Source organism: Bradyrhizobium sp. ORS 86 (genome assembly GCF_045571475.1).
In the GTDB taxonomy this organism is placed as follows: Bacteria; Pseudomonadota; Alphaproteobacteria; order Rhizobiales; family Xanthobacteraceae; genus Bradyrhizobium.
In genome coordinates this window covers 2,595,855-2,620,874 of sequence record NZ_CP120699.1, presented here as the reverse complement: position 1 = coordinate 2,620,874, position 25,020 = coordinate 2,595,855, and the positions used below count along the sequence as shown (strand labels likewise).

Below are 25,020 nucleotides of genomic sequence, written 5' to 3'. Positions count from 1 at the left end.
CATTCGCGCCGGCCACGCTCACTTCTTCTCGCTGTTGCCCATGCAGGCGTCTTCCGCCTTTGTATAGGCGTCCGACTTGTCCTCATGCTTGGCTGGCCGGCCGCGCGGGACCGCGTTGTTGGCGCGGGCGCGCAGGTACACATAGAGGTCGTCCATGTAGCAAGCAACGTTCGGGTTATCGCCGAACGCAGGCATCACGTTTTCCTGCGCCGTGTTGACGTTCTTGCGTCCGCTCGCGACCGTGCCGAGGAAGTCGGCGTAGCTCATCGTCTTCAGCGAATTCGCCAACGCAGGCGCATAGGTCGATCCCATGCCGTCCGGACCGTGGCAGACATGGCACTCCGAATGATAGCGGCGGAATCCGGAGTAGGTGTACCAGTCCACGGTGCCATCGGGTGCCACTTTGAAGGTCGGGTTTCCATCCTTGTCCAAATACTTTCCATCCTCAGACTTGACGGCGGTCGGATCACCAGCGTCTTCGGCGGAAGCAACTCCTCCCATTGCCACGACAAAGATCGCAGCAGTCACAAACCAGATCTTGCGCAAAAGCCTGTCCTCGCGTGCGATTTGAAGACGGACCGGCGCATGGAGAGCACCCCATGCGCCGGAACGAGGCTGGTCAGCTCACTGCTGCGGCAGCGAGAACACGGTGAGCGTTCCACCGAGCGCGGTGTAGTTGCTCAGCGCTGCGTAACCACCGACGGCACCGAGACCGGCTGTCGGATCGGTCAGACCAGCCGCGAGGCCGATACCTGCCCAACCACCGACACCCGAGAGCACGGCAATGTACTGCTTGCCACCATGCTCATAGGTCGTGACGTTGCCGATGATACCGGACGGAGTCTTGAACTTGTAGAGTTCCTTGCCGGTCTTGGCATCGACCGCCTTCAGGTAACCTTCCAGCGTGCCGTAGAACACCACGCCACCGGCGGTCGCGAGTGCACCCGACCAGACCGAGAACTGCTCCTTGTTCGACCAGACGATCTTGCCGGTCTTGCCGTCCCAGGCGATGAAGTTGCCCATGTTGGACTCACCGGGAGGCGGATACATCGACAGCGTCGCGCCGACATAGGGCTGACCTGCGGTGTAGCTCACCTTGAACGGCTCATAGTCCATGCAGACGTGGTTGGTCGGCACGTAGAACAATTGCGTCTCGGGCGAATAGGCCGCCGGCTGCTCGTCCTTGGTGCCGAGCGCGGCCGGGCAGATGCCCTTGGTGTTGTGATCCTCGCCGCCTTTCTCGGTCGACGCGGAGTCAAGAACCTTCGGCCGGCCGTAGGTCGGCGAGTTCTTGTCCATGTCGACGCCGGAGGTCCAATTCACCTTCGGATCATACTTCTCGGCGACCAGCAGTTCGCCGTCGGTGCGATCGAGCGTGTAGGCAAGGCCGTTACGATCGAAATGGGTCAGCAGCTTGCGATCCTTGCCGCCGATCTTCTCGTCGGTGAGGATCATCTCGTTGACGCCGTCATAGTCCCACTCGTCGTGGGGCGTCATCTGGTAGACCCACTTGGCCATACCGGTATCCGGATTACGCGCGAAGATGGTCATCGACCACTTGTTGTCGCCCGGACGCTGCTTCGGATTCCAGGTCGAAGGATTGCCCGAGCCGTAATAGACCATGTCGAGCTCGGGGTCGTAGGCGATCCAGCCCCACGTGCAGCCGCCTCCGATCTTCCACTGATCGCCTTGCCAAGTCTTGAGGCTGGAATCCTTGCCGACCGGCTTGCCGAGCGAGGTGGTCTTGTCGTTGAACAGGATCTGGTCATCCGGCCCTTCCGAGTAGGCTTTCCAGACTTGCTTGCCGTCCTTGACGTCGTAGGCCGTCATGCTGCACTGAACGCCGAACTCGCCGCCGGAGGTGCCGACCAGCACCTTGTCCTTGACGACCAGAGGCGCCGACGTGCCGGTCTGCCCCTTCTTGGGGTCGCCATTATGCACCGACCAGGCCACCTTGCCGGTCTTGGAGTCGAGCGCGACCAGCGTATCGTCCGCCTGATGCAGGAAGATCTTGCCGTCCGCATAGGCGAGGCCACGGTTCACCGTGTCGCAGCACATCACCGGGATGACATTCGGATCCTGCTTGGGCTCGTAGCTCCAGATGATCTTGTTGTCCTGAGATAGGTCAAGAGCATAGACCTTGTTCGGGAATGGCGTGTGCACATACATCGTGTTGCCGATGATGAGCGGGCCGCCTTCGTGGCCACGCAACACGCCGGTCGAAAACGTCCAGGCGACCTGCAACTTTCCGACGTTTTGCGCGTTGATTTGATTCAGCTTCGAATAGCGGGTGTTGGCATAGTCCCCGGCTGGCATTACCCAGTCTTTCGGGTTCTTTGCCATCTTGCTGAGCTCTTCGTTGGCATTGGCAGCGCCGGCGGCGATCATCGCCATTGCCCCAACACCCGTCGCGTAAAGCACCTTGCGCATCGTGGATTCCTCCCAGTTTCAAGAGTTCAGGGTTTCCGTTGAAACGGCCCACTTCTTCCATTTTGGTTCCCTAGCCGTACCGCGATCGGTTCTCCACGACTTGCCCAAGAGAGAACACGCGTTTGCTCGAAAGCGAACCTTCGCAAAAAATTTGCCGCTCCGATCTGAATCCGCTTGGGGAGCCTGCATCTATGCTGCAGAGCATCACGGCGAGCGGCGGACTTGGCCGGCCTCGGTGCCCTCCAAGGTTGCGCTTGACGACGCAAGAACTTAGTCGGAGGATTGCCCGACATTGACCGGGAAGAATCCCGCCGCCATTATCTGAACTCTCGGGACATGAGGTAAAATGGCGCGGTATCTCGGGCCAGGCTTTGCGCGATAAGCAGTCACGCTTGGGGATCAAATCGGTGGCTGGAAAAATGTCCGACACAATCCATTCGCTCAACACGACCGGTTTGACGCCCAAACGGCAAATCGAGCGTTGGTCAGATGCGTTGACCGACCTGTGTGGTCAGTTCGAGGTCGATGCCCTGGAGGGGGCTTCGCTCGAAGGAAGGATCAACTACACGACGGTGTCGCGCTTGAAGCTGTGCCAAATCGAGGCAAGCCAACACCGGATCGCGCACACGGTCTCGCGCATCAAGTTGAGCGAGCATCCCTACATCAAGATTCTCTTCCAAACCTATGGCGTGTCGCATTTCGAGCAGGAAGGCCGGCACTTCGACATCATGCCCGGCGATTGCTTCGCCTACGACGTGTCCTGCCCGCACACTATCATCAGCCCTTCGCTGACGCGGCATGAGGTCGTGATCGTGCCGAAGGACCTCCTGAAAGAGCGCGGCTTCCAGCTTTCCAAGATGGCGCCGTGCAAACTGTCGGCGCGCAACGGCACGGGCCGAATCGCCTATGACTTCGTGCACGCTGCTTTCGGCGAAGCGTCGAAGCTGTCTCCGCTCAACGCGGTCGGCGTCGCCGATTCGCTGATCGACCTGTTGCTGCTGCCGCTACGCGAGACCGGCGCGATGTTCGACCGCGGCAGCGCGGAGGCGACCTATGTCCGGGCGCAGGGCTTCATCCGCGAGCATCTGCGCGATCCCGATCTCTGCATCGACCGCATTTCCGCGGCGCTCGGCTGCTCCAAGCGCTATCTGCACATGCTGTTCAGCGACCGCGGCATGACCGTCAGCGACTACATCTGGAAGGCGCGGTTGCAGCATTGCCGGCAGGAGTTGGAATCGCAGAACGGCAAGACCATCACCGACGTCGCGTTCTCATGGGGCTTCTCGAGCTCCTCGCACTTCAGCCGCGTGTTCCGGAAGTATTTCGGCATTGCGCCCTCGTCCGTCCACAAGGGTCAGCACGGCGGCATGCCGGCGGACGTGGTGCTGGAGTAACATCTCCGTCGGCGTGCGGGCGCGCCGACGGGCCTCTCTTTGTCATGCTTTCCAGCCTCAAAGCCTGGGCGCGCAACCTCAAGCGGGACAGCTACGCCCTCTACCTCGCCTCACGTGACCCTCGTGTGCCGTGGTACGCCAAGGCGCTCGGGGTCGCGATCGCGGCCTATGCGCTCTCACCCATCGACCTGATCCCGGACTTCATTCCGGTGGTCGGCTATCTCGATGACCTGATCCTGCTGCCGCTCGGCATCTGGCTTGCGATCTCGCTCATTCCACCCGAGGTCATGGCCGAGTGCCGCGCCAACGCAAGCAGCGCGCTGCAACGCCCGACAAGCCGGGCCGGAATGATCGCAATCATCCTGCTTTGGGTTGCCTGTGCGATCGCGCTGGCGTGGTCGATCGTCGCGCACTGGCCGCGACAATCCTAGAATGTCGCTTTCAGGCCGGCATAGAAGGCGCGTGGTCGCGCGGGGCTAAGCGAACGGGGATCGGTGAATGGTGCGCCGCCATTGGCGAAGTTCGGCAGCGTATCCGTTTCAAAGAAAGTGCCGTAGGTCGCGTAGCGCTTGTCGAAGATGTTGTCGATGCGACCGTAGATCTGAAACGTCTTGTTGATCTGGTACGAAGCGTGCGCGTTGAAGACGGCATAGGACGACAGCTTTGGCGCCTGGTTGGATTCGTCGCCGACGAAATACTGGCTGCTGACCCAGAGCGCGTCGCCACCGACCTTGAACTTGTCGGTCACCGCGTAATCGAAGCCAGCCTTGACGCGATGGCGGGGTACGGCGGGGATCTGATTGCCCGGCAGGATCTGGACGTTGCCGTTGGCATCCGCAAACGGGCTGTTGGAGCCGACTTGCAGCGAGTCCAGGAAGCGGGCATCGACGAAGGCATAGCTCGCATAGACCTGGAACGCCGACGAACTCAGCTTGACCTCGGCCTCGATGCCCTGCCGGCGCGTCGAGCCGACATTCTGGTAATAACCGTGGCCCGGCAGCAGCGGGCTCGGAATGGCGAGGATGTCGTCGGTGTTCTTGGCGCGGAATCCTCCGAGCTTCCAGCTCAGGGTGCCAATGTTGAGGTCCTTGCTGCCGCGCAACCCCGCTTCGACGGTGTGCGAAACCACTTGCTTGAGGTCCGGGTCCGACACCAGGAAGGCCGCAATGGTGCAGGGATGGGCCGGGTCGGCGCAGCCCAGCTCCAGCGGCGTCGGGGCGCGATTGGCCTCGGAATAGCCGGCATAGGCCGTCACCTCGGGCGTGATCTTGAAGGTACCGCCGATGATCGGATTGAAGCGGTCATATTCGTGGGTGCCGTTCAGCGCCGTGCCGAGCTGGTCCTCGAGCGAGATGTGAGCTGCGTTGAACCGACCGCCTCCGGTGATCGAAAAGCGGCTTGTGACGTCGAACGTATCGAGCCCGTAGATGCCGGTGTACTGGTTGGTGGTCCGCAGCGACACCGGGCCGATCTCACCGACGGTGGGATCGCCGGATGGGCCGAGATAGATGCCGCTGCCTGACAGGACATAGTTCGTGCCGATGGTGGCAAGCTCGGCGCTGGCGTTGAACCAGGTGACGCTGGTGTCGTAGCTGGCGCCGATGGTGAAGCGGTTATCGTGCCCAAACAGCTTGTCGTCGTTGGTCGCCTGCAACGACAAGCCCGCAGTGGTCGACCGCGTCGAGGTTCGGTCGATCTCGCCAAGGAAAGCGCTGGACGGGAACGGATTGCCGAGCTGGAGACCGTTCACGTCGTTGGCCGGCGTTGCACCGTCGCCGAAGCACAGCAGCGTCGGATCGTCGCATGGCTGCACGCGGGTCGGATTTCCATCCACGGTCTTCTGCCCGAAGAAGCGCAGATGCGCGGCGCCCTCGATTGTCCAGGTCGGGGTGGCCTCGACCTTGCCGGTCAGGTTCAGGTAGCCGACGCGATTCGTCGTGATTTGGGGCGTCGTGTAGGTGGCACCCCAATATTGCTGCAGCAATTCGTTGGGGACGGTCGCGGTGGCGCCGAACTTGTTGTCGGCAACGCCCATGTTGAGGTGGAACTCGTTGACATCGTTCCTGTAGGCGATGTCGCCGTAGAAGCGCCGGACGTCGGATTGCGAGAAGTTGCGGAAGCCATCGTCATGTGCGCCTTCGAGCGCACCGTAGACGGCATAGTTGTTGTCGATCTGCTTGCCCCACTGCGCGGAGCCCTGGATGCGGCCGAACGAGCCGCCCATCACGTTGACCTCGGTGCCGTGATAGCTGAAGCCGTCCTTCATCTGGAGGTCGACTGCGCCGCCGAGCGCATTCAGGCCGAAGGCCGGATTGTTGGTGACGATGGTGGCCGACCTGATCGCAGCGGTCGGGATCAGATCCCAGTTGACGGTGTCGCCGAAGGCCTCGTTGATGCGAACCCCGTTCTGGTAGACTGCGAGGCCTTGCGGCGTGCCCGACACCGGTGAGGCGACGAAGCCGCGAAACTCCAGGTTCGGCTGGAATGGGTTGCCGGAGACTTCGTTGATGTTGACAGACGGCACATTGTGCAACAGCGCGTCTGTCACATTGGGCGAGCCGGTCCGTTCGATCTGCTTGCTGTCGACGACGTTGACGCCGGCAGAAACCTTGTCGGCATCGATCTCGGAAGCGGACGACGCTGTGGAGGCCGGCGCGGTCGGTATCACAACTCTTGGCCGGGGACGAACGATGCGTGCCGCCTCCCGCGAGCGTCCGCGTTTTGCACCATCGCTCGGCGCCGTGACCTCGACCGGCGGCAGCGTTTGAACGTGCTCGGATCCGCCTTGGGCAAAGGCAACGTCCTTGCCGACGAACACGCTTGTCGCGATTGATGCGACCACTACAAATCGCACGCCGCCCATACTCCCACCCACCAAGGGCCGGCCTTTGCTTATCCCCGCCGGTTCGCAGCACGATACTAGTGAGCAGATTGCGCGCCACGCCACCGAAATCTGTTCCCGAAAGATTCGGGAATAATTCCCGAATGAAGGCGAGCGATAGTTTCCCAAGCTGGTACAGCGTTCAGGCCACCACGCCTTTGGGAACTAGCGCCTCGACCGTCACGCCGTCATCGCCCGAGTTGACGTTGAGCGTCCCGCCCAACGCGAGGATTCGTTCGCGCATGCCGGTCAGACCTCGCCCCAGCCTGTAGTCCGCTCGAAGACCGCGGCCGTTGTCGCTCACTCTCACCAGCGCACATACCCTGCTGTCGCGCACGCCGGTCTGCCGCTCCGCCGGTTCGACGGTGATGCTGATTGCGGTCGCGCCGGCGTGCCGGAACACGTTGGTGAGCGCTTCCTGCACGATGCGATAGATCGTCAGGTCGGCCGTCTCGCCGGTATCGCCGAGCGCGCTCGAAACGCTGCTCTCGATCTCTACCTCGGGATGCGTCTCGCTCCACAACCGTACCAATGCGCCGAGCGCGTCGCGAAGCCCGAGCTCGGCGAGACCGGCGGGCCGCAACCGTTCGAGGATACGACGCGTGAACTGCTGGAGCGCGTTGACCTGTTCGAGAATCGCATTGCCATGCTTGCGCAGCGCCACCGGATCAGGCTTGTCGACCTCGGACAGGCGCATCAGCGCGCCGGCATGCGCGCGCAGCGCAAACAGATAGGGCCCGAACTCGTCGTGCAGCTCGCGTGCGATCTCCTTGCGCTCGGAATCCTGCAACGACACCGCGCGCTCGGCGAGCCGCCGCTTGCCCTCAACGGCCTCGCCCAAGGTTGCCGCCAGATGGTTAAGTTTGGAGCAGATCGCGGCCAGTTCAGGCGATCCGCCCGGCTCGACCCGCACATCGTAGAACCCCGCCTCGATGCTGGTCATGGCTTTCGACAACCCCTCGAGCGGCGCAAGCGCGCGGCCGACCACCAGCATGGTCACCAGAAAGAGCGCGACCGCGATCGCAGAGCCGACCTCGACCTGGGTGACAATGCCGTCCCAGATCTCGGCGATCTCGTCGTCGGGGTGCGAGGTGATCAGCAGCGATTGCGCCTCGCCGCGGATCGAAATCGGCACACGCACCGAGGTTTGCTCGGGGTGCACCAGCGCCACGAACCATGCGGGCGGCGCGCGCGGATCGCTGGCCTGCTCGGCTGGCTTGGATGCTTTGGTCGTCGCCTCATCCTGCCGCGTGATGCTGACATGGCGCAGCCGGCTCAGATCCTGGACGATCTGGTCGAGCCGCGCACCGGGATCTGGCGCCTCCTTGAGACCTGCGACGATCGTCCCCACGAACTCGCGTGCCAGCCGGATCGTGCTCTGGTCCTCGGCCTGCACCCGAGGTCCTGCTTCCAGCACAAGCCGCGCAATGTTGACGCCCAACCCGATCAACAGGATCAGCGCCAGCAGCAGGTTGATCCGTGCGCGCAAGGATAGTTTTCGCCACATTGCGTTGCCCCTGATCGCGAGGTCCTCCTCCCAGAGGATCGTTGACAGCCAAACTTGCCCGGCTATCTAATCCCACCTTACTGCTATCTTGCACGAGGTGTACAACCGGACTGGAACCGGCGTTCGCCGGCACGTCGTGCGAGTTGATGCGATGATGAACGGATCGAAGCGGGTCGACGGGACAACGCCATGCGCATTCTGATCGTTGATGACCATCCCATCGTCGCGTCGGGTTGCCGCACCGTATTCGCCGACGATCCCGATGTCGTGCTGCTGGAAGCGCCGGACGCCGAGAGCGGCGAACGGGCCTTCGTTACCGAAAAGCCCGATATCTGCGTGATCGACATCAACCTGCCGACGGTCTCTGGTTTCGAGCTGGCGCGCCGCATCCTGGCGCGCGAGGCGGGAGCGCGCATCATCATGTTCAGCATGAATGATGATCCGGTGTTTGCCGCCCGCGCCATCGATATCGGCGCCAAGGGCTACGTCTCCAAGACCGGTGACCCCAACGATCTGGCGGAGGCGGTGCGCGAAGTCGGCAATGGCGGTGTCTATCTGCCACCCGCGATCGCCCGCCGCGTCGCCTTCGCGCGACCGGCCTTCGCGCAAAACCCGCTGTCCAGATTGACCTCGCGCGAGATGGAGATTCTGCGCCTGCTCTCCTCGGGCAAGAGCCTGTCGGAGATCGCCTGGCTGGTTCATTCGTCTTACAAGACGGTCGCCAACACGTCTTCGATCATGCGCCAGAAGCTCGGCGTGCGCACCTCGGCGGAGCTGGTGCGATTGGCGATCGAAAGTGGCGTCGCCTGACGTTACGCTCCACCGTCAAGGAACATGACAATGCAGATGGTTTCCCAGAACAAATCCCATGGCGGCATCCAGGGCGTGTATCGGCATCCGAGCCGCGAGACCAAGACCGACATGACCTTCTCGGTCTTCGTCCCGGCCCATCCGGCCGGCGCGAAGCTGCCGGTCGTCACCTATCTGTCGGGGCTGACTTGCACCCACGCCAATGTCACGGAGAAGGGTGAATTCCGGCAAGCCTGCGCCGAGCTCGGCCTGATCTTCGTCGCGCCGGACACCAGCCCGCGTGGCGAAGGCGTGCCTGGCGATCCCGCCAACTCATACGATTTCGGTCTCGGGGCGGGCTTCTATGTCGATGCGACGGAAGCGCCGTTTGCCCGCAATTATCGCATGTGGAGCTATGTCACCGAGGAGTTGCCGAAGCTGATCGCCGAGCAATTCCCTGTCGATACGACACGGCAATCGATCCTTGGCCACTCCATGGGTGGCCATGGCGCATTAACCGTGGCGCTGCGCCATCCCGAGCGCTACCGCGCGGCGAGCGCCTTCGCGCCGATCGTGGCGCCATCACAGGTGCCATGGGGCAACAAGGCGCTCGGTGGCTATCTCGGCAGCAACAAGGCGGCGTGGCGGAAGCACGACGCGGTCGCGCTGATCGAGGACGGCGCCCGATTCTCCGACCTGCTCGTCGATTACGGCGATGCCGACCAATTCCTCACCGAGCAGCTTCGGCCTGAACTGCTGAAGGCCGCGTGCGAGAAGGCCAGCATTCCCCTCACCCTGCGGCGCCAGCCGGGTTACGACCACAGCTACTACTTCATTTCAACGTTCATGGCGGATCACCTGCGCTGGCATGCGGCCCGCCTGAAGGCGTGATCCCTCGCCCCGTGATTTGAGCACGATCGGCGCGCGAACGCTGTGCGTTTGCCGAGAGGCAAAGCCGGCCCACGCGTTCCCGGATGCTCAATCGCAACCGCGGCACCAGTAGTTCGGCGGCTCGGCGTGCGCCGCCGCCGGCATCACCAGCTCTGCAACGAGGACAATGAACGTCGATCTCATGATTGTGAACCAGCGAAATTTGTAACCTCGAAGCACCCAAAGGTGGGGTTGCAAGCCCGGGCAATTCGGTCATCTTGCAAGCCAAGGCACGATCCGGAAGAGTGCATCCGGTGTTCATGCTCGAACAACGACGTGACGGGAGGAATTATGTTCCGATGGCTGATTGCCGCGATCGCGCTCGGGCTGGCAACGAGCCAGGCGCTGGCGGCGGATCCGATCGAGATCCATATCGGCTATCTCGGCCATGCCGGCGTGAAGACAACGCTGTCGCTTGCCGAACAGCCCGCCGACAATGATGGCATCGCCGGCGCACACCTTGCGATCGAGGACAACAACACGACGGGCAAATTCCTCAACCAGCACTTCACGCTCGAAGAAGTCAGAATCAAACCCGGCGACGATATCGCCAAGGTCGCGATCGATCTCGCCGGCCGTAACGACTACATCATCACCGATCTGCCTGCTGATGCGCTGCTCAAGGCCGCAGACGCATTACACGATCGGGACACCCTGCTCCTGAACGCCGGCGCAATCGACGATCGGCTGCGCGAGCAGGATTGCCGCGCCAACATCGTCCATGTCGCGCCGACGCGATCGATGCTCGCCGATGCGCTTGGTCAATATCTGGTGTGGAAGCAGTGGAAGCGCTGGCTGCTGGTGGTCGGTTCGCACGATCCGGACAAACTTTACGCCGACGCGCTGCGCCGCGCCGCCACGCGGTTCGGCGCCAAGATCGTCCAGGAGCGGACCTTCGAGGACACCGGTGGAGCGCGCCGCACCGACAGCGGCGTGACGCTGATCCAGCGTCAGATGCCGGTGTTCACGCAGCAGGCACCGGCCTATGACGTTCTCGTCGCGGCCGACGAGAGCCAGGTGTTCGCGGACTATCTGCCCTATAGGACCTGGGACCCGCGGCCGGTGGCCGGTTCGGCCGGCCTGGTGCCGACCAGTTGGGACGCCGCACATGACCAGTGGGGCGCTGTCCAGATTCAAAACCGCTTCATGAAATTGAACATGCGGCACATGACTGCGCTCGATATGCAAGCCTGGACCGCAGCCCGCATGATTGGTGAGGCAACGGCCCGCACCAATTCAGGCGACCCGAAGAAGGTCATCGCCTTCTTGAAGGGGCCGAACTTCTCGGTCGCCGCCTTCAAGGGCACGCGGCTGACCTTGCGCGACTGGAATCTGCAGCTCCGTCAGCCGATCCTGCTGGCTGACGGACGCATGGTCGTCTCGGTGTCGCCGCAGGAAGGCTTCCTGCACCAGGTTTCCGAGCTCGACACGCTCGGTGTTGACCGGCCCGAGACGAAATGCAAGCTGCAGTGAGGGAGATTTAACGCATGTGGCGCCGTTGTCTGTTCACCGGGATGCTCGTCTGGCTCGCCGCCACCGCGCCGGCGTCCGCATACGTCGCCTACGTCTCCAATGAGAAGGGCAACACCGTCACGGTGATCGACACCGACAACTGGACCGTCACCAACACGATCAAGGTCGGCCAGCGGCCGCGCGGCATCGAATTCTCGCACGACGGCAAGTTCGTCTGGGTCGCGGTGGGCGACGACGACACGATCCAGGTGATCGATACCAAGACCCAGCAGATCGTCGATACCCTGCCCTCCGGCCCCGACCCTGAATTGTTCACCCAGGACGCCGCCGGGAAGATCATGTACGTCGCCAACGAGAACGACAACACAGTCACGGTGATCGATCTCGAAAAGCGGACCCGGCTTGGCGACATCCAGGTGGGCGTCGAACCGGAAGGCATGGCCGTCAGCCCCGACGGCAAGATCCTGATCAACACGTCCGAAACCACCAGCATGGCGCATTTCATCGACACGACGACGCGCCAGGTCGTGGCCAATGTGCTGGTCGACTCGCGACCGCGCTTCGCCGTCTTCAAGCAGGACAGCTCGGAACTGTGGGTCTCCTCCGAGATCGGCGGCACGGTGTCGATCATCGATCCCGCCAAGCACGAGGTGACCGGCAAGATCACCTTCGCCATTCCCGGTCTGCGCAGCGAGGCGATCCAGCCCGTCGGCATCGGCATGACCAAGGACGGCAAGACTGCATTCGTCGCGCTCGGCCCCGCCAATCGCGTCGCGGTGGTCGACGCCACCGCGCACAAGGTGCTCAAATATCTCTTGGTCGGGCAGAGGGTCTGGCACATGGACTTCACCCCGGACGAAAAGTACCTGATGGTCACCAACGGTGTCTCCAACGACGTCTCGGTCATCGATGTCGCCGCGCAGAAGGTGATCAAGACCATCCAGGTCGGTGAGTTGCCCTGGGGCGTCACGATCGGAAAACCATGACAGCAACCGACGCGCATATTGCAAGCCAGCCTTTGCCGAACCCCGCTCCCGGCCCCGGCGCTGCCGTGCAGCCTGCGCTGTCGATCGACAATATCAGCCACAACTATGGCTCGCGCCGCGCCCTGATCGACGTCAATTTCACGGTCGCGCCCGCCAGCTTCACGGCCCTGCTCGGCCTCAACGGTGCGGGGAAAAGCACGCTGTTCTCGCTGGTGACCCGGCTGTTCGGCATCCAGACCGGCCGGATCAGCATCTTCGGCCATGACATCAGCCGGACGCCGGGCGAAGCGCTGCGGCTTTTGGGCGTGGTGTTCCAGCCGCGCACGCTCGACCTCGATCTCTCGCTGACGCAGAACCTGCTCTATCATGCAGCCCTCCACGGTATCTCGCGCCGCGAGGCGCGTCTGCGCAGCGAGGAGGTGCTGGGCCGCATTGGCCTTGCCGATCGCGCCGGCAGCAAAGTGCGCAACCTCTCCGGCGGCCAGATGCGGCGGCTCGAGATCGCCCGCGCCCTGCTGCACCGGCCGCGCCTGTTGCTGCTCGACGAGGCAACCGTCGGGCTCGACGTCAAGGCGCGCGCCGACATCCTCGACTACGTCCGGCAACTGGTCACCGAGCAGGGCATCGGCGTTCTATGGGCGACGCATCTGTTCGACGAAATCATGCCGAGCGACGATCTCGTCGTGCTGCATCAGGGCAGGATGCTGGCGCACGGCCAGGTGTCGCGCGTGATCGCGGATGCCGGGGCTCAGGACGTCAACACCGCGTTCATGCGCCTGACCGGCACGCAGACGCTCACCGGGAGGCCGCCAGCATGAGCAGCACGACGGTTACTTCGGCGCGAAGCGGCTTCTCGCTGTCGGAATACATCGTCTGCCTGAACGGCATCGTATGGCGCGAGGCGCTGCGCTTCCTGCATCAGCGCGAGCGCTTCGTCTCGGCGCTGGTCCGGCCGCTGGTGTGGTTGTTCATCTTCGCCGCCGGCTTCCGCCAGGTGCTCGGCATCTCGATCATCCCGCCCTACGAGACCTACATCCTCTACGAGGTCTATATCGCGCCCGGCCTGATGGCGATGATCCAACTCTTCAATGGCATGCAATCCTCGCTGTCGATGGTCTATGACCGCGAGATGGGCAACATGCGGACGCTGCTCGTGAGCCCGTTGCCGCGTGGCTACTTGCTGTTCTGCAAGCTGCTGGCTGGCACCGCCGTCTCCCTGCTGCAGGTCTATGCGTTCCTGCTGATCGCGTGGTTCTGGGACATCGCGCCGCCAACGATCGGCTATCTCACGGTGCTGCCGGCGTTGGTGCTGTCCGGGCTGATGCTCGGCGCGCTGGGCATGCTGATCTCGTCCGTCATCAAGCAGCTCGAGAATTTCGCCGGCGTGATGAACTTTGTGATCTTCCCGATGTTCTTTGCCTCATCGGCCCTCTACCCGCTCTGGCGCGTGCAGGAGGGTAGCCCGTTGCTGTACTATGTCTGCCAATGCAATCCATTCACGCATGCGGTGGAGCTGATACGGTTTGCATTGTACGGCAAGATGAACTGGATCTCGCTCGCAGTGGTTGGAGGCTGCACCGTGGTCTTCATGATCGGCGCGATCGTCGCTTACGATCCATCGCGTGGCCTCGTACGCCGCGGTCCTGGTGGAGGCGAGGCATGAGATGGCCACTCAAGACGTGGGCGATTGCGGGCGGCGCGCTGCTCGCCATCACGCTGTCGAACCATGCGGCGTTGGCCGCCGACCCGCGCTATCCCGACTGGCCATGCGCCCAGGCCAAGGTGCCTGAAATCTCGGTCGCCGCCGTCTGGGCGGGGCCGCCGCTCGACGATGCGGAAAGCAAGTGGAAGGACGATCCGAAGGTCAGCGCCCTGGTGGCAAAGCTTTCGGCGCGACGTGTCCCGCTCGACGAGGCGCAGAAGGAGATCACCAGTTTCCTGTCGGCCTCGGCGGCCGACAAGACCAACGCCGGAAAGCTGCTGTTTGCCGGCCTTTTCGACACGCTCAACGCGCAGCGCGCATCCGTCATGAACGGATTGGAGCGCGTCATGCGCAAACAGCGCCAGGCAGCGGAGAAGATCCGCACCGATACTCTCGCGCTGCAGGCGCTGCAGGACGCGACGCCGCCGGATCAGGCCAAAGTCGACGAGCTCGGCAACCAACTGACCTGGGAGACGCGGATCTTCGAGGATCGACGGCACGTGGTGAAATATGTCTGCGAGGTGCCGACCACAATCGATCAGCGCCTTTTTGCACTCAGCCGCGCGATCCAGCAGGAGCTGGACTGACGCTTGCGGCAGGGCACCTCGGGTCTCCCTGGCAAATGTGCCAGACAAAAACGCCACACAAAGGCCCAGGATAAAGTGCGGAACCAACCGGTCCGCTTCCTCGTTGTCTCCAACTATGTCTGAGCTTGGGAGACACCGATGAGAGCAGCTAAGATCGCCCTGACCAGCCTAGCGGCTGCAAGTCTGGTCACGTCAGCGGCTTTGGCCCAGCAATCCATGTCGGGAATAATCACCAAGATTGACCGATTGGCCGGAACGATTGCCATCCAGCAGACGGAGTCCGGCACGGTCGGGGCGGCCAGCGGCGCTCCGGAATACAAGGTGCCAAAGGGCCAGTCGCTCGAAGCCTTCCACGCTGGCGACAAAGTCAGCTACTCGACCACCGAGAGCAACGGCACCAAGACGATCGACAAGCTCGAGAAGAAGAAGCCGTAGCGGCTCACGGACCGACGCGAGCCACGGGAGTCATTTCTCCTCGCCGGGCCGCGGTTCGGGCTCGGCGGGTGCAAGTGGCAGGAGGGCACGCTCCCAGCCGTCGGTTCCATCCGGATACCACGCGACGTTGCGATAGCCGTAGGACAGCACGCGTTTGGCGGCATTCCAGGACATCCAGCAATTCTCCTGGCAGTAGATCACAAGCAACGTCGCGGTGTTGCCGCCGGAGGCATGGACCAGCCCGCGCTTCAGATAATCCTCCGTCGATGCGGCGAGCCCGCCGTAGCCGGTATCGGGCAGCCAGATGCTGCCGGGGATATCGAGGCGCGGCTTGTCACGCCACACCGTGCCGGCAGGCAGGTTTGCCGGCTTCGGCGCGCGCGGCAGCACGTCGATGAAGCTGCCCGACTTCTCGCGCCAGATGGCCTCAGCCTCCTCCGTGGTGAGCACGCGCGCGCCTGCCAGCGTCGCGGGCACCGGAGCGCGGTAGTCCTCGGTGCGATAACCCGCGGGTTCCGCGGGACGATCCTGCGCATTGCCAGGCATGGCAATTGCCAGAAGCGTGGCGAGTGCGGCTGCGGACAGCCTGATCATGGCGACTTGTTTGCGGTCTCCGGACCAATCGGCTGATCGTGCTCGTCGAGCAGCGGAACGCCATAATCGAGCAGTATCTTGTTGATCGCCGGCTGGTTCTCCTGGATCAGACGATTGAGCTGCCGTTTCCAGTTCTGATCAGCCGCCCGCACGCCCATGCCGATACGATAAACGAGCTTCGGTCCCGTGGTCTCCTTGACCAGCGGTGTGACATGCAGCGGCGGATTGGATTTCTTGGCGTAGAACCCTGCCATCGGTCCCCACAGGATGCCGGCGTCGATCTCGCCCTTGGTCAGGTCGGTGATCATCGCCTCCGCGGAGGAATCGAAGCGCGTGTCGATCATCAGCGGATAGGGTTTCGCATTCCCCATCAGCCCGGCGATAGCCATATTGGTCGCCGGCGGCGTCCCCGCAATGATGCCGATATGCTTGCTCTTCAGCCGCTCATCTTCCAGCGTTGCGACGTCTTCGAGCCCACCGCCGGGCTTGGTGACCAGGGCGTAAGCCGTGCGGTAATAGGGATTGGTCCCCTGCGCGAGGTCGTCGCCCTGTGGGAATCCCATGATCACGTCGCAGCGATGCGACCCGAGCGTCACCCGCACGAAGCCTGTCGCCTGCGGGAAGTACATGTAGTCGAGCTTCTTCTGCAGCTTCGCGGCAAACAGCTCGCCGATCTTGTTCTCAAATCCTTCGCCCTTGTCGTTCGAGAACGGCAGGTTGCGCGGGTCGGCACAGATGCGCAGAACCTTGGGATCGACGAGTTCGATGGAGAGTTCGCCCTGATCGTTGACCTGGGCCAGCGCCACGTCGCGTCCGACGAAGCAGGTGATGATTCCGGCAAGCGCGAACAATGCGGGACGACATCCGACAATTCTCATCACGTGGTCTCCTCTCGATCGGATGGGTCGCCGCCATCCATAGATTGCCCGCCGCACCATGGCGTGCAACAGGAATAATCATCGCGACCGCGTCGCGTTGCTTGCTGCAATGCAAACCGGGCGCTCAGGCGTTCGATCGTGCGTCCCGGTGAAACCAAGGCGGAATCATGGTTCATGGCATTTCAGTGATGGCGCTGCTCCTGACGCTCGCTGCCTCGACAATAGCGCGGGCGCAGGAGCCGGAATTGCCTGTAAGCGAAGTCGCCCCCGGAATATTCGTGCACGTCGGGGTCGTAGCGCTGATGACGCGTGAGAACGAAGGCGCCATCGCCAATGTCGGGTTTGTCGTCGGTGATAGCGCCGTCGCCGTGATCGACACTGGCGGCAGCGTCCGCGAGGGCCGCCGGTTGCTGGCCGCGGTCCGCAGTCATACCGACAAGCCGATCCGCTATGTGATCAACACCCATGCCCATCCTGACCACAGCTTCGGCAACGCCGCCTTCGTCAACGAGGGGACGAGCTTCGTCGGCCACAAGAACCTGCCGCGTGCGCTGGCCGTGCGCGGGCAATTCTATCTCGACGGCTTTCGCCGGACGATGGGCGACGAGTTGATCGACGAGGTCCGGATCATTCCGCCGACCGTGCTGATCGAGGATACGCTCAAGCTCGACCTTGGCGGCCGGACCCTCACGCTCAAGGCATGGCCGACCGCCCATAGCGACAACGATCTCACGGTGCTCGACGAGCGGACGAGAACCCTGTTCGCCGGCGATCTGGCGTTTCTGACTCACATTCCCGTGGTCGATGGCAGCCTGAAGGGCTGGCTGGGTGAGCTCGACGAGCTTGCGGCCATCCCTGCGCAACGCGTGGTTCCCGGTCACGGAGCCGTGAGCGGATGGCCTGCCGCGCTCGCGGACGAGCGGCGTTATCTCGGGACGCTGGCGGCCGACATTCGCGCGCTGATCGCAAGCGGCAAGCCGATCTCGGCGGCCGCCGAACATGCCGCGGCGTCCGAACGGACTCGCTGGGAGCTCTTCGACGATTACAACGCACGCAACGCAACTGCAGCATTCTCAGAAATGGAATGGGAATAGCTGGCGCACTGCCCTATAGTGACGCTGCCACATTGGATCAGTGACCATGCTTCGACATCGCATCCGTCAGCTCTGCCTCGCCGGCACCGTATCGATTGCGCTGGCTGCGCCTGCCGCGCCCGCGGCAAGCACGGATGCCTATGATCCCTGGCCTGGGCTCGTCCAGGACATCTTCAACAACCGCCCGATGAGTGACGGCAGCGACGTCATCGGCATCGAGATGCCGGCGCGGGCGGAAGATGCCGCGATCGTGCCGGTGACGCTGCGCACCAAGCTGTCGCCCGGCGACAACCGTCGCATCAAGACGATCACCCTCGTGATCGACCAGAACCCAGCGCCGATGGCGGCCAAATTCACCCTCGGCCCGGACGCCAACGTCACCGAGATCTCGACCCGGGTGAGGGTCAACAATTACACCGACGTGCACGCGGTCGCCGAGCTCAGCGACGGCAAGCTCTACGTGACCAAGACCTATGTGAAGGCATCCGGCGGCTGCTCGGCGCCGGCGGTCAAGAATGCCGAAGAAGCCAAGAACCGGCTGGGCCAGATGCGCTACCGGCAGTTCGCAAGGCCGGAACAGGGGCCCGCGAGCAATATCCGGGATGCCCAGATCATGATCGGCCATCCCAACAATTCCGGCCTTCAGATGGACCAGATCACGCACCTCTACATCCCTGCCTTCTTCATCAATGAACTGCACCTCTGGCAGGACGACAGCCCGGTGCTCGCCATGGAGGGAGGAATCTCGATTTCCGAGGATCCCAATATCCGCTTTACCTATGTTTCGAACGGCGCAAAGCACTTCCGCGCCGAGGCCAAGGACACCGACGGGCATGTCTTCGAGCACCAATGGAATGCCGACGCTTCCGGGACCTGACGTTTCAGCCGCGAGATTCTACTGGTTTCCCTCCTCCTGAGGGTGCCACAACGCGGCCGCCTCGAAGAACGCAGGGCGCACCCCGGGCTTCGCGGTTCGCCCGACTCTCTGCACCACGACGGGCCGTTAGAAGCACCTGACTTCGGCTTCCGCCTGCGCGCGCCGCAAGTCGTTGAGCGCACTCGTCGCCTGCTCGGACGAGCGGAACTGCGTTCCCAGATTGCCGCGCACCTGCGACATGCTCAATACCGTCTCGGCGGTGACGTAGCGCTCATAGGGGATGAGCGAGGCAACGACGTCGACGGAGCAGGAACACTGGTCGAGCGTCTGCCGGGTCTCGCCATTGGCCTTCATGCAACCGAACACGTATTCGGCACGTGCCGAGGTCGGATAGTCGTTGATCTCGTCGGCCCGCGCGCGCATGCCGGTCGCGGCGAGCACGGCCGAGACGGCGACAATCGGTCCTAGCATGCCAGCTCGTGCCATGGTCCTGCTTCCTCTTCTTCGGCCGCAGGCTATGCTATGAGTCGACGACAGAAAAGAAAACATTCGGGGAAGTGGCTCACGAGACGATGAAGGGTTCTGTTCGCATGCTGCTGGCCGCGGCCGTTCTGGCCGTCATGCAGGTCGGCACCTCCTGTGGCGCGGAGACAATCCGCATTGCAGCGCAGAAGACCGGGACGCTGGCCTGGGAACTGGCGGTCATCCGCTCCCACGGTCTCGACAAGAAAGCCAATCTGTCGATCGACATCGTCGAGCTCGCAAGTCCCGAGGCCGGCAAGATCGCGCTACGTGCCGGCACGGCCGATGTGATGGTGTCCGACTGGCCCTGGGTATCGCGCGAGCGGTCGCTCGGCGCCAAGCTGCAATTCTACCCCTATTCGAGCGCACTCGGCGCCGTGATGGTCCCGGCCTCTTCCCCGATCAAGACGCTCGCCGACCTCAGGGGGCGCAAGCTCGCCGTCGCCGGTGGGGCGATCGACAAAAACTGGCTGCTGCTGCAGGCGTCGCTGAAGCAGGACGGCATCGACCTGAAGTCGCAATCGACCGTCGTCTACGGCGCCCCGCCGCTACTCGCTGCCAAGACGCTCGGCGGCGAGATGGACGCTGTCCTCAACTACTGGAATTTCTGTGCCGCGCTCGAGGCCAAGGGCTTTCGCCGCCTCGCCGGCATGGAAGACGTCCTCAAGAAGCTCGGCGCCAAAGGACGGATTGCGATGATCGGCTACGTCTTCGACGAAGCCTGGGCCAGCGCCCACCGTGACATGGTCGCCCGCTTCATCGCCATGACACGCGCGGCAAAGGAAATCCTTGCCACATCGGATGCCGAATGGGATGTGATCGCGCCGCTGACCGGCGCACCCGACGCCGCCACCCTGCATGCCTATCGCGACCGCTATCGCGAAGGCATTCCGCGCCGCACGGTCGCCGAGGAGGAGGCCGATGCGCGCGTGTTGTACCGCGTGCTGGCGCAGATCGACGGTCGCGAGCTGGTCGGGACCGCGGCCGAGCTCGACCCCGGCACCTTCTATCAAGCCAATCCCGGAGACTGAGGTGCTGCGTCTCCTGTCATTCGTGTTGTTCATTGCGACCTGGTGGATTGCCTCGCTCTTGATCGGCGAGGCGAAATTGCCGGCGCCGCCCGTGGTGCTGACGGCGATGATCGCCGAGGCGCGGTCCGGGGCCCTGTTCCTCAATCTCGGCGCGACACTGGCGCGCGTCGCGCTGGCCTTCACGCTGGCGATGGCGATCGGCTCGGCGATCGGCTACGCGATGGGCCGGGTCCAACTGGTCAACCGGCTCGGTGATCCCTGGCTGATCCTGTTGCTCAACCTGCCGGCGCTCGTCGTCATCGTGCTCGCCTATATCTGGGCCGGGCTCACCGAGGTTGCGGCGATCGCGGCGATCGCCATCAACAAGCTGCCGACCGCCGTCGTCACCCTGCGCGAGGGCGCCCGCGCGCTCGACCCGGCACTGGACGAGATGGCGACGGCGTTTGCGTTTCCGCGCGGTCGGCTGTACCGGCACGTGATCCTGCCGCAGCTTGCGCCCTACGTCGCGGCCGCTGCGCGATCCGGACTCTCGCTGGTCTGGAAGATCGTACTGGTCGCCGAGCTGCTGGGCCGGCCGAATGGCGTGGGCTTCGAGATCGGCGTCGCCTTCCAGCTCTTCGACATCCCGCTGCTGCTTGCCTACTCGCTGAGCTTTGCGGCGGTCGTGCTGGTCATCGAAACCCTGCTGGTGCAGCCGTTTGAAACCAGGCTATCGCGGTGGCGGCTCCGTGCAGCTTGACGTCAATATCACGGGCAAGAGCTTCGAGAACGCGGCCGGCAAGCGCCACGACGTGCTCGGCAACATCACCTTTACGCTGAACGCCGGCGAAGTCGGCGTGGTGTTCGGTCCCTCGGGCTGCGGCAAGAGCACCCTGCTCAGGATTCTCGCCGGCCTCGACCGCAACTACCAGGGCAAGGTCGTGCGCTCAGCAGCCGTTCGGCTCGGCATGGTGTTTCAGGAGCCGCGGCTGCTGCCCTGGCGTTCTGTCGAGGAGAACGTGCGACTTGCCGCGCCTCATGTCGACGGCAGCAGGCTGGCGACGCTGTTCGCGCTGCTGGAATTGAGCGCGCACCGCGGCCATTTCCCGGGCGAATTGTCGCTCGGCCTCGCCCGGCGCGTCGCGCTGGCGCGGGCCATTGCCATAGAGCCGGATTTCCTCATCCTCGACGAGCCGCTGGCTTCGCTCGACAGCGCACTTGCCGGACGGCTGCGGGACCAGATCGCCACGCTGGTCGCCAGCCGAAAGATGATGACGCTGCTGGTTACCCACGATCTTGATGATGCGGTCCGCCTCGGCGACCGGCTGTTCTTCCTGTCGGCACGGCCGGCCCGGATCCTCCACGTCGAAACGATTGCCACACCGCGGGCGACGCGAAGCGAGCAGGAGATCACCGAAATCAAGACGCGGCTCTTGCAGTTGGACCTTGCAAATATGTGAGGCGCGTTCATCCTTCAGGAAACTCCAGGGAGGCTTCTCGATGTCGCGTGCGTTGATCGTGGTTGCTGTCTCGCTGCTCGCCGTGCCGGGCCTGGCGCTCGCGCAAAGCAAGGGCAAAGGCATCCGCCTGTGGAATCTGACCAGCGCGACGATTTCGGGCTTTGAGCTGTCGCCGGCCGGCAAGAACGAGTGGGGTCCCAACCAGACACTGAACGACAAGGACAAGGAGGTCGACCACGACGAGCGCCTGCGCATCATCGGCGTCGAGCCCGGCCGCTATGATGCCAAGGTCAGCTACGCCGGCTCCAGGCAGTGCTTTGTCCGCGACATCGAGATCAAGGCCGACGCGGTGTTCTCGGTCTCCGACAAGGACCTGAAGGACTGCAACAAGTAAGCGCCTAGAGCGTTTTCGAGCGAAGTCGATACCGGTTCGCGTGAGCGCGTCAAAACAAGAATCTAGAGCTTCGGTTCTGATTCAATCAGACCCGAAAAACGGCTCTAACCCGCCGGCGTATCGCCGCCCGCGCCAGCGTGGTCGTTGGCATGCGGGTATTCGCACCGCCATTTCACCGCTGTCCATTTCGGGTGCTCGCCGATCCATTGCGCGATATAGGGCGGCGCAGCCATCGCGCATTGCTGCAGCGATCCCTGCCAGTCAAACACCAGGTGCTTCTCCTCGCAGGTGGCAGGCGACATCACGGCACATACCGTGACGATTAGGTCGATCAGGTTCATGTGCACTCCTCAAAACGTGCCCATCGCCGGATAATGCGGCGAAGTCCGCAATCACGCAATCCGCGGTTTCACAGCCCCGTGAAAGAACGCAGGAACCGGCCCCTAAAGCGAGAGCTATTTGTTTGACACGATCCTTTCGGAGAACCGCTTCAGACTTTTCCGGATCATGCTCTAGAAATTGACGCCGAACACCAGGCGTGCCTGGTGGCGCTCGAAGTTGACGAGGTCCAGCGTGGCGTTGCTTCCTGGGCGTTGCCCCCAGGCCTGGATGCCCCAGGCGGCGGTCAGGCGGGAGCTCTCCGAGAGCTGAAAATACGCGGTGGGGCCGATGAAGAGCGCCTGTCCCGCGAACGCATCGAGGCCGATCCCGTCATATTTCCTGAAGTAGCGCGCCTCGCCTCCGAGCAGGACGCCGGGCCGCACCTGCACCATCAGCCCCAATGCCGCGCCGACGGTGGCATCCCGTTCGGCCGAGCCCGTCGCGGGCACGCGGGTCCATTCCGGCTCGTAGCTCAGATTGAGAGCGGCCACGGCAACATTCGGGATCACCTCGCGGTCGAACGCCGCAGTGAATTCCGTGCCATAGCTGCGAACCACCGCCGCGGTCGTCTCGTCGACGCGATCGGCATGTGTCTCCATCGCCAGCGTCATGCCGAACGGCGCGGTCTCGCGATCAAGAAAGCGGTAACGGAGATCGACTGACAGGCCTTGCCAGGATAGTTGGCGGCGATCATCGAGCCCCGGTACGCCGGCGATGTCATGGGCCATGAACGTCGTTCCGACCTCGACGCGGAAATCCTGCATTGGAACGAACTCGGCTTCGAGCTGCTGGCTCATCGCGCGATAAGTCCCGCTATCCTTGGCGAAGCGACCCGTAGTCACGCTTTGGAATTCGCGCTCGCCGACGGTGCCGACATCCGATCCGATCATGAACCCGAAGATGTGCTCGGTATCGATGCCTTCGGCTCGCACGGCAAACGGCAGCAGCGCGGCGACGATCGCGGTCGCAGCACATATGGTCTCTGTCCACCGAACCTGGTTCAGTCCGAAAGCCATCGGATCGACTTGAAAACCCGCCCCTGCAAGGAGGCTCCACCCTAGCTCAGGCGTATGGCGGTAAGCAAATCTGGCTACGGGCGCACATCGGCTCGCAAGCCGCTCTCCGTGCCGATCGCGGCGATCGATGGTTTAGAACGGCAGCACATTCGCTGCCGAAGCGCGGACGCCTGCCGCGGCTCGATACAGCAAGCTGCACGAGCCGGGCAGATCGTCTCGACTCACTTGCGCGCTGCGCAGGCGTACATGTTGATTTCCATGCCCACCGGCACTTCGACGATCTTCGGAGTTTTCCAGGTCATTCGCGTGCTCCCAAGTAAGCTGGCGCGAGACTCGCGCCGGGGGCGAAAGCTAGGGCCGCCTCCAGCCCGGCGCAAGCCGACGCGATAACGGCCGACTTCCCTGCTGGACATGTGCCTTGACCGATGGCGCAGCCGGATCCGCCTGGGCACAAGCGGTCCAGGGCAACGGCCGACACTGTTCCGTCAGGCATTTTCCGGCTTCGGCCAGGCGCGGAGGCAATCCCTGTCCCCCAGCCATTTCAATCGTGTCTTGTCCAGGAGCGAAATCGCAATTTTTTTTGTCATGGCTGCAGCCGGAGCGAGGTAGCCTGCGACGCGCCCCCAATAGACCGCAGAGACCGGCGCCCGCACCGTTATTTGAGCAGGCGCAGCAACGCACGCCCGGCGCGCGAATTCAACTCCTTCGCGTCCAACGTCCCGTCCTTGTCCGGGTCGGCTGCGTTGAAGCGCTGTTCGACGACCGCGAGATATTCGTTGAGCGTGAGCGTGGCGTCGTGATCGGGATCTGCCGCAGCCAGCTCCTTTGCGGTCAGCCGCCCCTTCAGTTCGCGCGCGTCGAGCGTACCGTCGTGATCATGATCGAGCCTTGCAAACAGGTCGGCAGCAGCCTTCTTGGCCTCGGCAAGATCGACGGTGCCGTCATTGTCCGGGTCGAGCATCTTGAGCGCACTGGTGCGGCGGGATGCTGCCAGTGCGGGGCCGGACAGAACGGCTGCGAGCAACGCCAGAGCAACGGATCGACGCGATATCATCATTCGTCCCCTCTCGCTCGGACCGCGACGCGAAACGTGGCCTACTCGTCGAGGCTGATCATAGCAGATTTCAGCGCAGCTTTGCACAGCTTGTACAGACCGCGGGCTGCTGTCGGGTTTCGGGTGGAAAGAAACAGCCCATGTGATCATCTCGCGATGCTTCTCGATTGCAACGCACTATATAAGCGAACGAGGCCAATCATGTGCTGCATTGATCGGAACGCCTTGGGCTGCTTCTTCGCACTCTGTCTGGTCGCATCCGCGTCCGCCCAGGGCGGGCACCCTGCTCCAGTGGGACAGACGACCCTGCAGGGTACGCTGACCGGCAAGGAACGGCTCGGCCGCAAATGGACGGACGAGCAGCGCATCGACAATTGCAACGTGCCGCCCGACAAGCGTGGCACCAAGCCACGTCCGACCGCCTGCCGGCACGCACCATCGAGTTGATCCATTCCAGGACGGCTGCGAGCGGTCGCGCCCGCTGGTGCCGAGTATTCCACGGCGCGGTAAGCCGTCGAGGCATTTGTGGAAAAAACGAGCGCTCGAAGCTTCGCTGCTCCGACAGCACGGCTTGACGCGCGTTTCCGTATTGACGCGTTTTGCTTTCCAGCGGATGGTTGCAACTG

General features: G+C 63.2%; 28 protein-coding genes. 17 read left to right on the top strand and 11 right to left on the bottom strand.

The annotated features are described in order from the left end of the window. Positions 1-18: 18 nt before the first annotated feature. Positions 19-501, bottom strand: coding sequence for a c-type cytochrome, methanol metabolism-related (locus P6U25_RS11750; protein WP_407152498.1), 483 nt, complete (start codon positions 499-501; stop codon positions 19-21). A gap of 123 nt (positions 502-624) precedes the next feature. Continuing rightward, positions 625-2,430, bottom strand: coding sequence for a lanthanide-dependent methanol dehydrogenase XoxF5 (xoxF5, locus tag P6U25_RS11745; protein WP_407151328.1), 1,806 nt, complete (start codon positions 2,428-2,430; stop codon positions 625-627). A gap of 419 nt (positions 2,431-2,849) precedes the next feature. Between xoxF5 and P6U25_RS11740 the strand changes: the two genes are divergently transcribed. Beyond that, on the top strand, positions 2,850-3,824 hold the full coding sequence (locus P6U25_RS11740; RefSeq protein ID WP_407151327.1) for a helix-turn-helix domain-containing protein: 975 nt from the start codon (positions 2,850-2,852) through the stop codon (positions 3,822-3,824). A 44-nt stretch (positions 3,825-3,868) separates the two neighbouring features. Next, positions 3,869-4,255 (top strand): YkvA family protein, encoded by a 387-nt coding sequence (locus P6U25_RS11735; protein ID WP_407151326.1) that lies wholly within the window; start codon positions 3,869-3,871, stop codon positions 4,253-4,255. Here P6U25_RS11735 and P6U25_RS11730 read toward each other — a convergent pair. Together P6U25_RS11730 and P6U25_RS11725 are read right to left on the bottom strand one after the other, a co-directional pair. Further along, positions 4,252-6,687, bottom strand: coding sequence for a TonB-dependent receptor (locus tag P6U25_RS11730; RefSeq protein WP_407151325.1), 2,436 nt, complete (start codon positions 6,685-6,687; stop codon positions 4,252-4,254). The genes P6U25_RS11735 and P6U25_RS11730 overlap by 4 nt on opposite strands. Before the next feature lie 160 nt (positions 6,688-6,847). Then, the gene (locus tag P6U25_RS11725) at positions 6,848-8,212 is read right to left on the bottom strand and encodes a histidine kinase (protein WP_407151324.1); all 1,365 of its coding nucleotides are present in this window, start codon (positions 8,210-8,212) and stop codon (positions 6,848-6,850) included. 189 nt (positions 8,213-8,401) lie between these two features. Here P6U25_RS11725 and P6U25_RS11720 point away from each other — a divergent pair, with 189 nt between their 5' ends. From P6U25_RS11720 to P6U25_RS11685, 8 genes are all read left to right on the top strand, one after another. Next, on the top strand, positions 8,402-9,022 hold the full coding sequence (locus tag P6U25_RS11720; RefSeq protein WP_407151323.1) for a response regulator: 621 nt from the start codon (positions 8,402-8,404) through the stop codon (positions 9,020-9,022). Between the two features lie 24 nt (positions 9,023-9,046). Then, positions 9,047-9,892 (top strand): S-formylglutathione hydrolase, encoded by an 846-nt coding sequence (fghA, locus tag P6U25_RS11715; protein ID WP_407151322.1) that lies wholly within the window; start codon positions 9,047-9,049, stop codon positions 9,890-9,892. Positions 9,893-10,222: 330 nt separating this feature from the next. Continuing rightward, on the top strand, positions 10,223-11,404 hold the full coding sequence (locus P6U25_RS11710) for an ABC transporter substrate-binding protein (RefSeq protein WP_407151321.1): 1,182 nt from the start codon (positions 10,223-10,225) through the stop codon (positions 11,402-11,404). Positions 11,405-11,418: 14 nt separating this feature from the next. Beyond that, positions 11,419-12,390: a YVTN family beta-propeller repeat protein gene (locus tag P6U25_RS11705; RefSeq protein ID WP_407151320.1), complete on the top strand. Its 972-nt coding sequence runs from the start codon at positions 11,419-11,421 to the stop codon at positions 12,388-12,390. After that, positions 12,387-13,208, top strand: coding sequence for an ABC transporter ATP-binding protein (locus P6U25_RS11700; RefSeq protein ID WP_407151319.1), 822 nt, complete (start codon positions 12,387-12,389; stop codon positions 13,206-13,208). Before P6U25_RS11705 ends, P6U25_RS11700 begins: the two co-directional genes overlap by 4 nt. Then, positions 13,205-14,053, top strand: coding sequence for an ABC transporter permease (locus P6U25_RS11695; protein WP_407151318.1), 849 nt, complete (start codon positions 13,205-13,207; stop codon positions 14,051-14,053). Before P6U25_RS11700 ends, P6U25_RS11695 begins: the two co-directional genes overlap by 4 nt. Further along, positions 14,050-14,679 (top strand): hypothetical protein, encoded by a 630-nt coding sequence (locus P6U25_RS11690; protein WP_407151317.1) that lies wholly within the window; start codon positions 14,050-14,052, stop codon positions 14,677-14,679. The genes P6U25_RS11695 and P6U25_RS11690 overlap by 4 nt, the downstream gene beginning before the upstream one ends. Positions 14,680-14,817: 138 nt before the next feature. Then, entirely contained in the window at positions 14,818-15,114 is a 297-nt protein-coding gene (locus P6U25_RS11685; protein ID WP_407151316.1) for a copper-binding protein, read from the top strand. Positions 15,115-15,144: 30 nt separating this feature from the next. Here P6U25_RS11685 and P6U25_RS11680 read toward each other — a convergent pair whose 3' ends face one another. Then, complete coding sequence (locus tag P6U25_RS11680) at positions 15,145-15,708, bottom strand: PQQ-dependent catabolism-associated CXXCW motif protein (RefSeq protein ID WP_407151315.1); 564 nt, start codon at positions 15,706-15,708, stop codon at positions 15,145-15,147. Continuing rightward, a complete protein-coding gene (locus P6U25_RS11675; protein ID WP_407151314.1) occupies positions 15,705-16,586 on the bottom strand; it encodes a substrate-binding domain-containing protein in 882 nt (293 codons plus the stop codon). The genes P6U25_RS11680 and P6U25_RS11675 overlap by 4 nt, the downstream gene beginning before the upstream one ends. Positions 16,587-16,753: 167 nt before the next feature. Between P6U25_RS11675 and P6U25_RS11670 the strand changes: the two genes are divergently transcribed. Continuing rightward, a complete protein-coding gene (locus tag P6U25_RS11670) occupies positions 16,754-17,680 on the top strand; it encodes a quinoprotein relay system zinc metallohydrolase 2 (protein ID WP_407151313.1) in 927 nt (308 codons plus the stop codon). 46 nt (positions 17,681-17,726) lie between these two features. Next, entirely contained in the window at positions 17,727-18,557 is an 831-nt protein-coding gene (locus P6U25_RS11665) for a quinoprotein dehydrogenase-associated SoxYZ-like carrier (RefSeq protein WP_407151312.1), read from the top strand. Between the two features lie 126 nt (positions 18,558-18,683). On the opposite strand, the gene P6U25_RS11660 is transcribed toward P6U25_RS11665, so the two are convergent. Next, positions 18,684-19,043 (bottom strand): hypothetical protein, encoded by a 360-nt coding sequence (locus P6U25_RS11660; RefSeq protein ID WP_407151311.1) that lies wholly within the window; start codon positions 19,041-19,043, stop codon positions 18,684-18,686. 104 nt (positions 19,044-19,147) lie between these two features. Here P6U25_RS11660 and P6U25_RS11655 point away from each other — a divergent pair, with 104 nt between their 5' ends. The 4 genes from P6U25_RS11655 to P6U25_RS11640 are packed head-to-tail and all read left to right on the top strand — an operon-like array spanning position 19,148 to position 21,943. Continuing rightward, the gene (locus P6U25_RS11655) at positions 19,148-20,110 is read left to right on the top strand and encodes an ABC transporter substrate-binding protein (RefSeq protein WP_407152497.1); all 963 of its coding nucleotides are present in this window, start codon (positions 19,148-19,150) and stop codon (positions 20,108-20,110) included. 1 nt (position 20,111) lies between these two features. Further along, complete coding sequence (locus tag P6U25_RS11650) at positions 20,112-20,849, top strand: ABC transporter permease (RefSeq protein WP_407151310.1); 738 nt, start codon at positions 20,112-20,114, stop codon at positions 20,847-20,849. Next, complete coding sequence (locus P6U25_RS11645; protein ID WP_407151309.1) at positions 20,839-21,549, top strand: ABC transporter ATP-binding protein; 711 nt, start codon at positions 20,839-20,841, stop codon at positions 21,547-21,549. Before P6U25_RS11650 ends, P6U25_RS11645 begins: the two co-directional genes overlap by 11 nt. 40 nt (positions 21,550-21,589) lie before the next feature. Beyond that, positions 21,590-21,943, top strand: coding sequence for a hypothetical protein (locus P6U25_RS11640; protein ID WP_407151308.1), 354 nt, complete (start codon positions 21,590-21,592; stop codon positions 21,941-21,943). A 104-nt stretch (positions 21,944-22,047) separates the two neighbouring features. Here P6U25_RS11640 and P6U25_RS11635 read toward each other — a convergent pair whose 3' ends face one another. From P6U25_RS11635 to P6U25_RS11620, 4 genes are all read right to left on the bottom strand, one after another. Beyond that, positions 22,048-22,284 carry a hypothetical protein gene (locus tag P6U25_RS11635; RefSeq protein WP_407151307.1) on the bottom strand — a complete coding sequence of 79 codons (237 nt, stop codon included), beginning with the start codon at positions 22,282-22,284 and terminating at the stop codon, positions 22,048-22,050. Between the two features lie 171 nt (positions 22,285-22,455). Then, a complete protein-coding gene (locus tag P6U25_RS11630) occupies positions 22,456-23,340 on the bottom strand; it encodes a hypothetical protein (RefSeq protein WP_407151306.1) in 885 nt (294 codons plus the stop codon). 221 nt (positions 23,341-23,561) lie between these two features. Further along, positions 23,562-23,642, bottom strand: a complete 81-nt coding sequence (pqqA, locus tag P6U25_RS11625) for a pyrroloquinoline quinone precursor peptide PqqA (protein ID WP_035721241.1) — start codon at positions 23,640-23,642, stop codon at positions 23,562-23,564. A 353-nt stretch (positions 23,643-23,995) separates the two neighbouring features. After that, complete coding sequence (locus tag P6U25_RS11620) at positions 23,996-24,394, bottom strand: calcium-binding protein (protein ID WP_407152496.1); 399 nt, start codon at positions 24,392-24,394, stop codon at positions 23,996-23,998. A gap of 291 nt (positions 24,395-24,685) precedes the next feature. Between P6U25_RS11620 and P6U25_RS11615 the strand changes: the two genes are divergently transcribed. Further along, positions 24,686-24,841, top strand: a complete 156-nt coding sequence (locus P6U25_RS11615; RefSeq protein ID WP_407151305.1) for a hypothetical protein — start codon at positions 24,686-24,688, stop codon at positions 24,839-24,841. The last annotated feature ends 179 nt before the right edge of the window (positions 24,842-25,020 follow it).

Excerpts from the sequence above, each read along its gene's own strand:
- P6U25_RS11660 (WP_407151311.1), bottom strand. The coding sequence starts at position 19,043 with ATGGCACGAGCTGGCATGCTAGGACCGATTGTCGCCGTCTCGGCCGTG.
- P6U25_RS11740 (WP_407151327.1), top strand. The coding sequence starts at position 2,850 with ATGTCCGACACAATCCATTCGCTCAACACGACCGGTTTGACGCCCAAA.
- P6U25_RS11680 (WP_407151315.1), bottom strand. The coding sequence starts at position 15,708 with ATGATCAGGCTGTCCGCAGCCGCACTCGCCACGCTTCTGGCAATTGCC.
- P6U25_RS11690 (WP_407151317.1), top strand. The coding sequence starts at position 14,050 with ATGAGATGGCCACTCAAGACGTGGGCGATTGCGGGCGGCGCGCTGCTC.
- P6U25_RS11735 (WP_407151326.1), top strand. The coding sequence starts at position 3,869 with ATGCTTTCCAGCCTCAAAGCCTGGGCGCGCAACCTCAAGCGGGACAGC.
- P6U25_RS11705 (WP_407151320.1), top strand. The coding sequence starts at position 11,419 with ATGTGGCGCCGTTGTCTGTTCACCGGGATGCTCGTCTGGCTCGCCGCC.
- P6U25_RS11620 (WP_407152496.1), bottom strand. The coding sequence starts at position 24,394 with ATGATATCGCGTCGATCCGTTGCTCTGGCGTTGCTCGCAGCCGTTCTG.
- P6U25_RS11670 (WP_407151313.1), top strand. The coding sequence starts at position 16,754 with ATGGTTCATGGCATTTCAGTGATGGCGCTGCTCCTGACGCTCGCTGCC.
- P6U25_RS11640 (WP_407151308.1), top strand. The coding sequence starts at position 21,590 with ATGTCGCGTGCGTTGATCGTGGTTGCTGTCTCGCTGCTCGCCGTGCCG.
- P6U25_RS11750 (WP_407152498.1), bottom strand. The coding sequence starts at position 501 with ATGGGAGGAGTTGCTTCCGCCGAAGACGCTGGTGATCCGACCGCCGTC.
- P6U25_RS11725 (WP_407151324.1), bottom strand. The coding sequence starts at position 8,212 with ATGTGGCGAAAACTATCCTTGCGCGCACGGATCAACCTGCTGCTGGCG.
- P6U25_RS11665 (WP_407151312.1), top strand. The coding sequence starts at position 17,727 with ATGCTTCGACATCGCATCCGTCAGCTCTGCCTCGCCGGCACCGTATCG.
- P6U25_RS11720 (WP_407151323.1), top strand. The coding sequence starts at position 8,402 with ATGCGCATTCTGATCGTTGATGACCATCCCATCGTCGCGTCGGGTTGC.
- P6U25_RS11630 (WP_407151306.1), bottom strand. The coding sequence starts at position 23,340 with ATGGCTTTCGGACTGAACCAGGTTCGGTGGACAGAGACCATATGTGCT.
- P6U25_RS11685 (WP_407151316.1), top strand. The coding sequence starts at position 14,818 with ATGAGAGCAGCTAAGATCGCCCTGACCAGCCTAGCGGCTGCAAGTCTG.
- P6U25_RS11710 (WP_407151321.1), top strand. The coding sequence starts at position 10,223 with ATGTTCCGATGGCTGATTGCCGCGATCGCGCTCGGGCTGGCAACGAGC.
- pqqA (WP_035721241.1), bottom strand. The coding sequence starts at position 23,642 with ATGACCTGGAAAACTCCGAAGATCGTCGAAGTGCCGGTGGGCATGGAA.
- P6U25_RS11655 (WP_407152497.1), top strand. The coding sequence starts at position 19,148 with ATGCTGCTGGCCGCGGCCGTTCTGGCCGTCATGCAGGTCGGCACCTCC.
- xoxF5 (WP_407151328.1), bottom strand. The coding sequence starts at position 2,430 with ATGCGCAAGGTGCTTTACGCGACGGGTGTTGGGGCAATGGCGATGATC.
- fghA (WP_407151322.1), top strand. The coding sequence starts at position 9,047 with ATGACAATGCAGATGGTTTCCCAGAACAAATCCCATGGCGGCATCCAG.
- P6U25_RS11675 (WP_407151314.1), bottom strand. The coding sequence starts at position 16,586 with ATGAGAATTGTCGGATGTCGTCCCGCATTGTTCGCGCTTGCCGGAATC.
- P6U25_RS11635 (WP_407151307.1), bottom strand. The coding sequence starts at position 22,284 with ATGAACCTGATCGACCTAATCGTCACGGTATGTGCCGTGATGTCGCCT.
- P6U25_RS11695 (WP_407151318.1), top strand. The coding sequence starts at position 13,205 with ATGAGCAGCACGACGGTTACTTCGGCGCGAAGCGGCTTCTCGCTGTCG.
- P6U25_RS11730 (WP_407151325.1), bottom strand. The coding sequence starts at position 6,687 with ATGGGCGGCGTGCGATTTGTAGTGGTCGCATCAATCGCGACAAGCGTG.
- P6U25_RS11700 (WP_407151319.1), top strand. The coding sequence starts at position 12,387 with ATGACAGCAACCGACGCGCATATTGCAAGCCAGCCTTTGCCGAACCCC.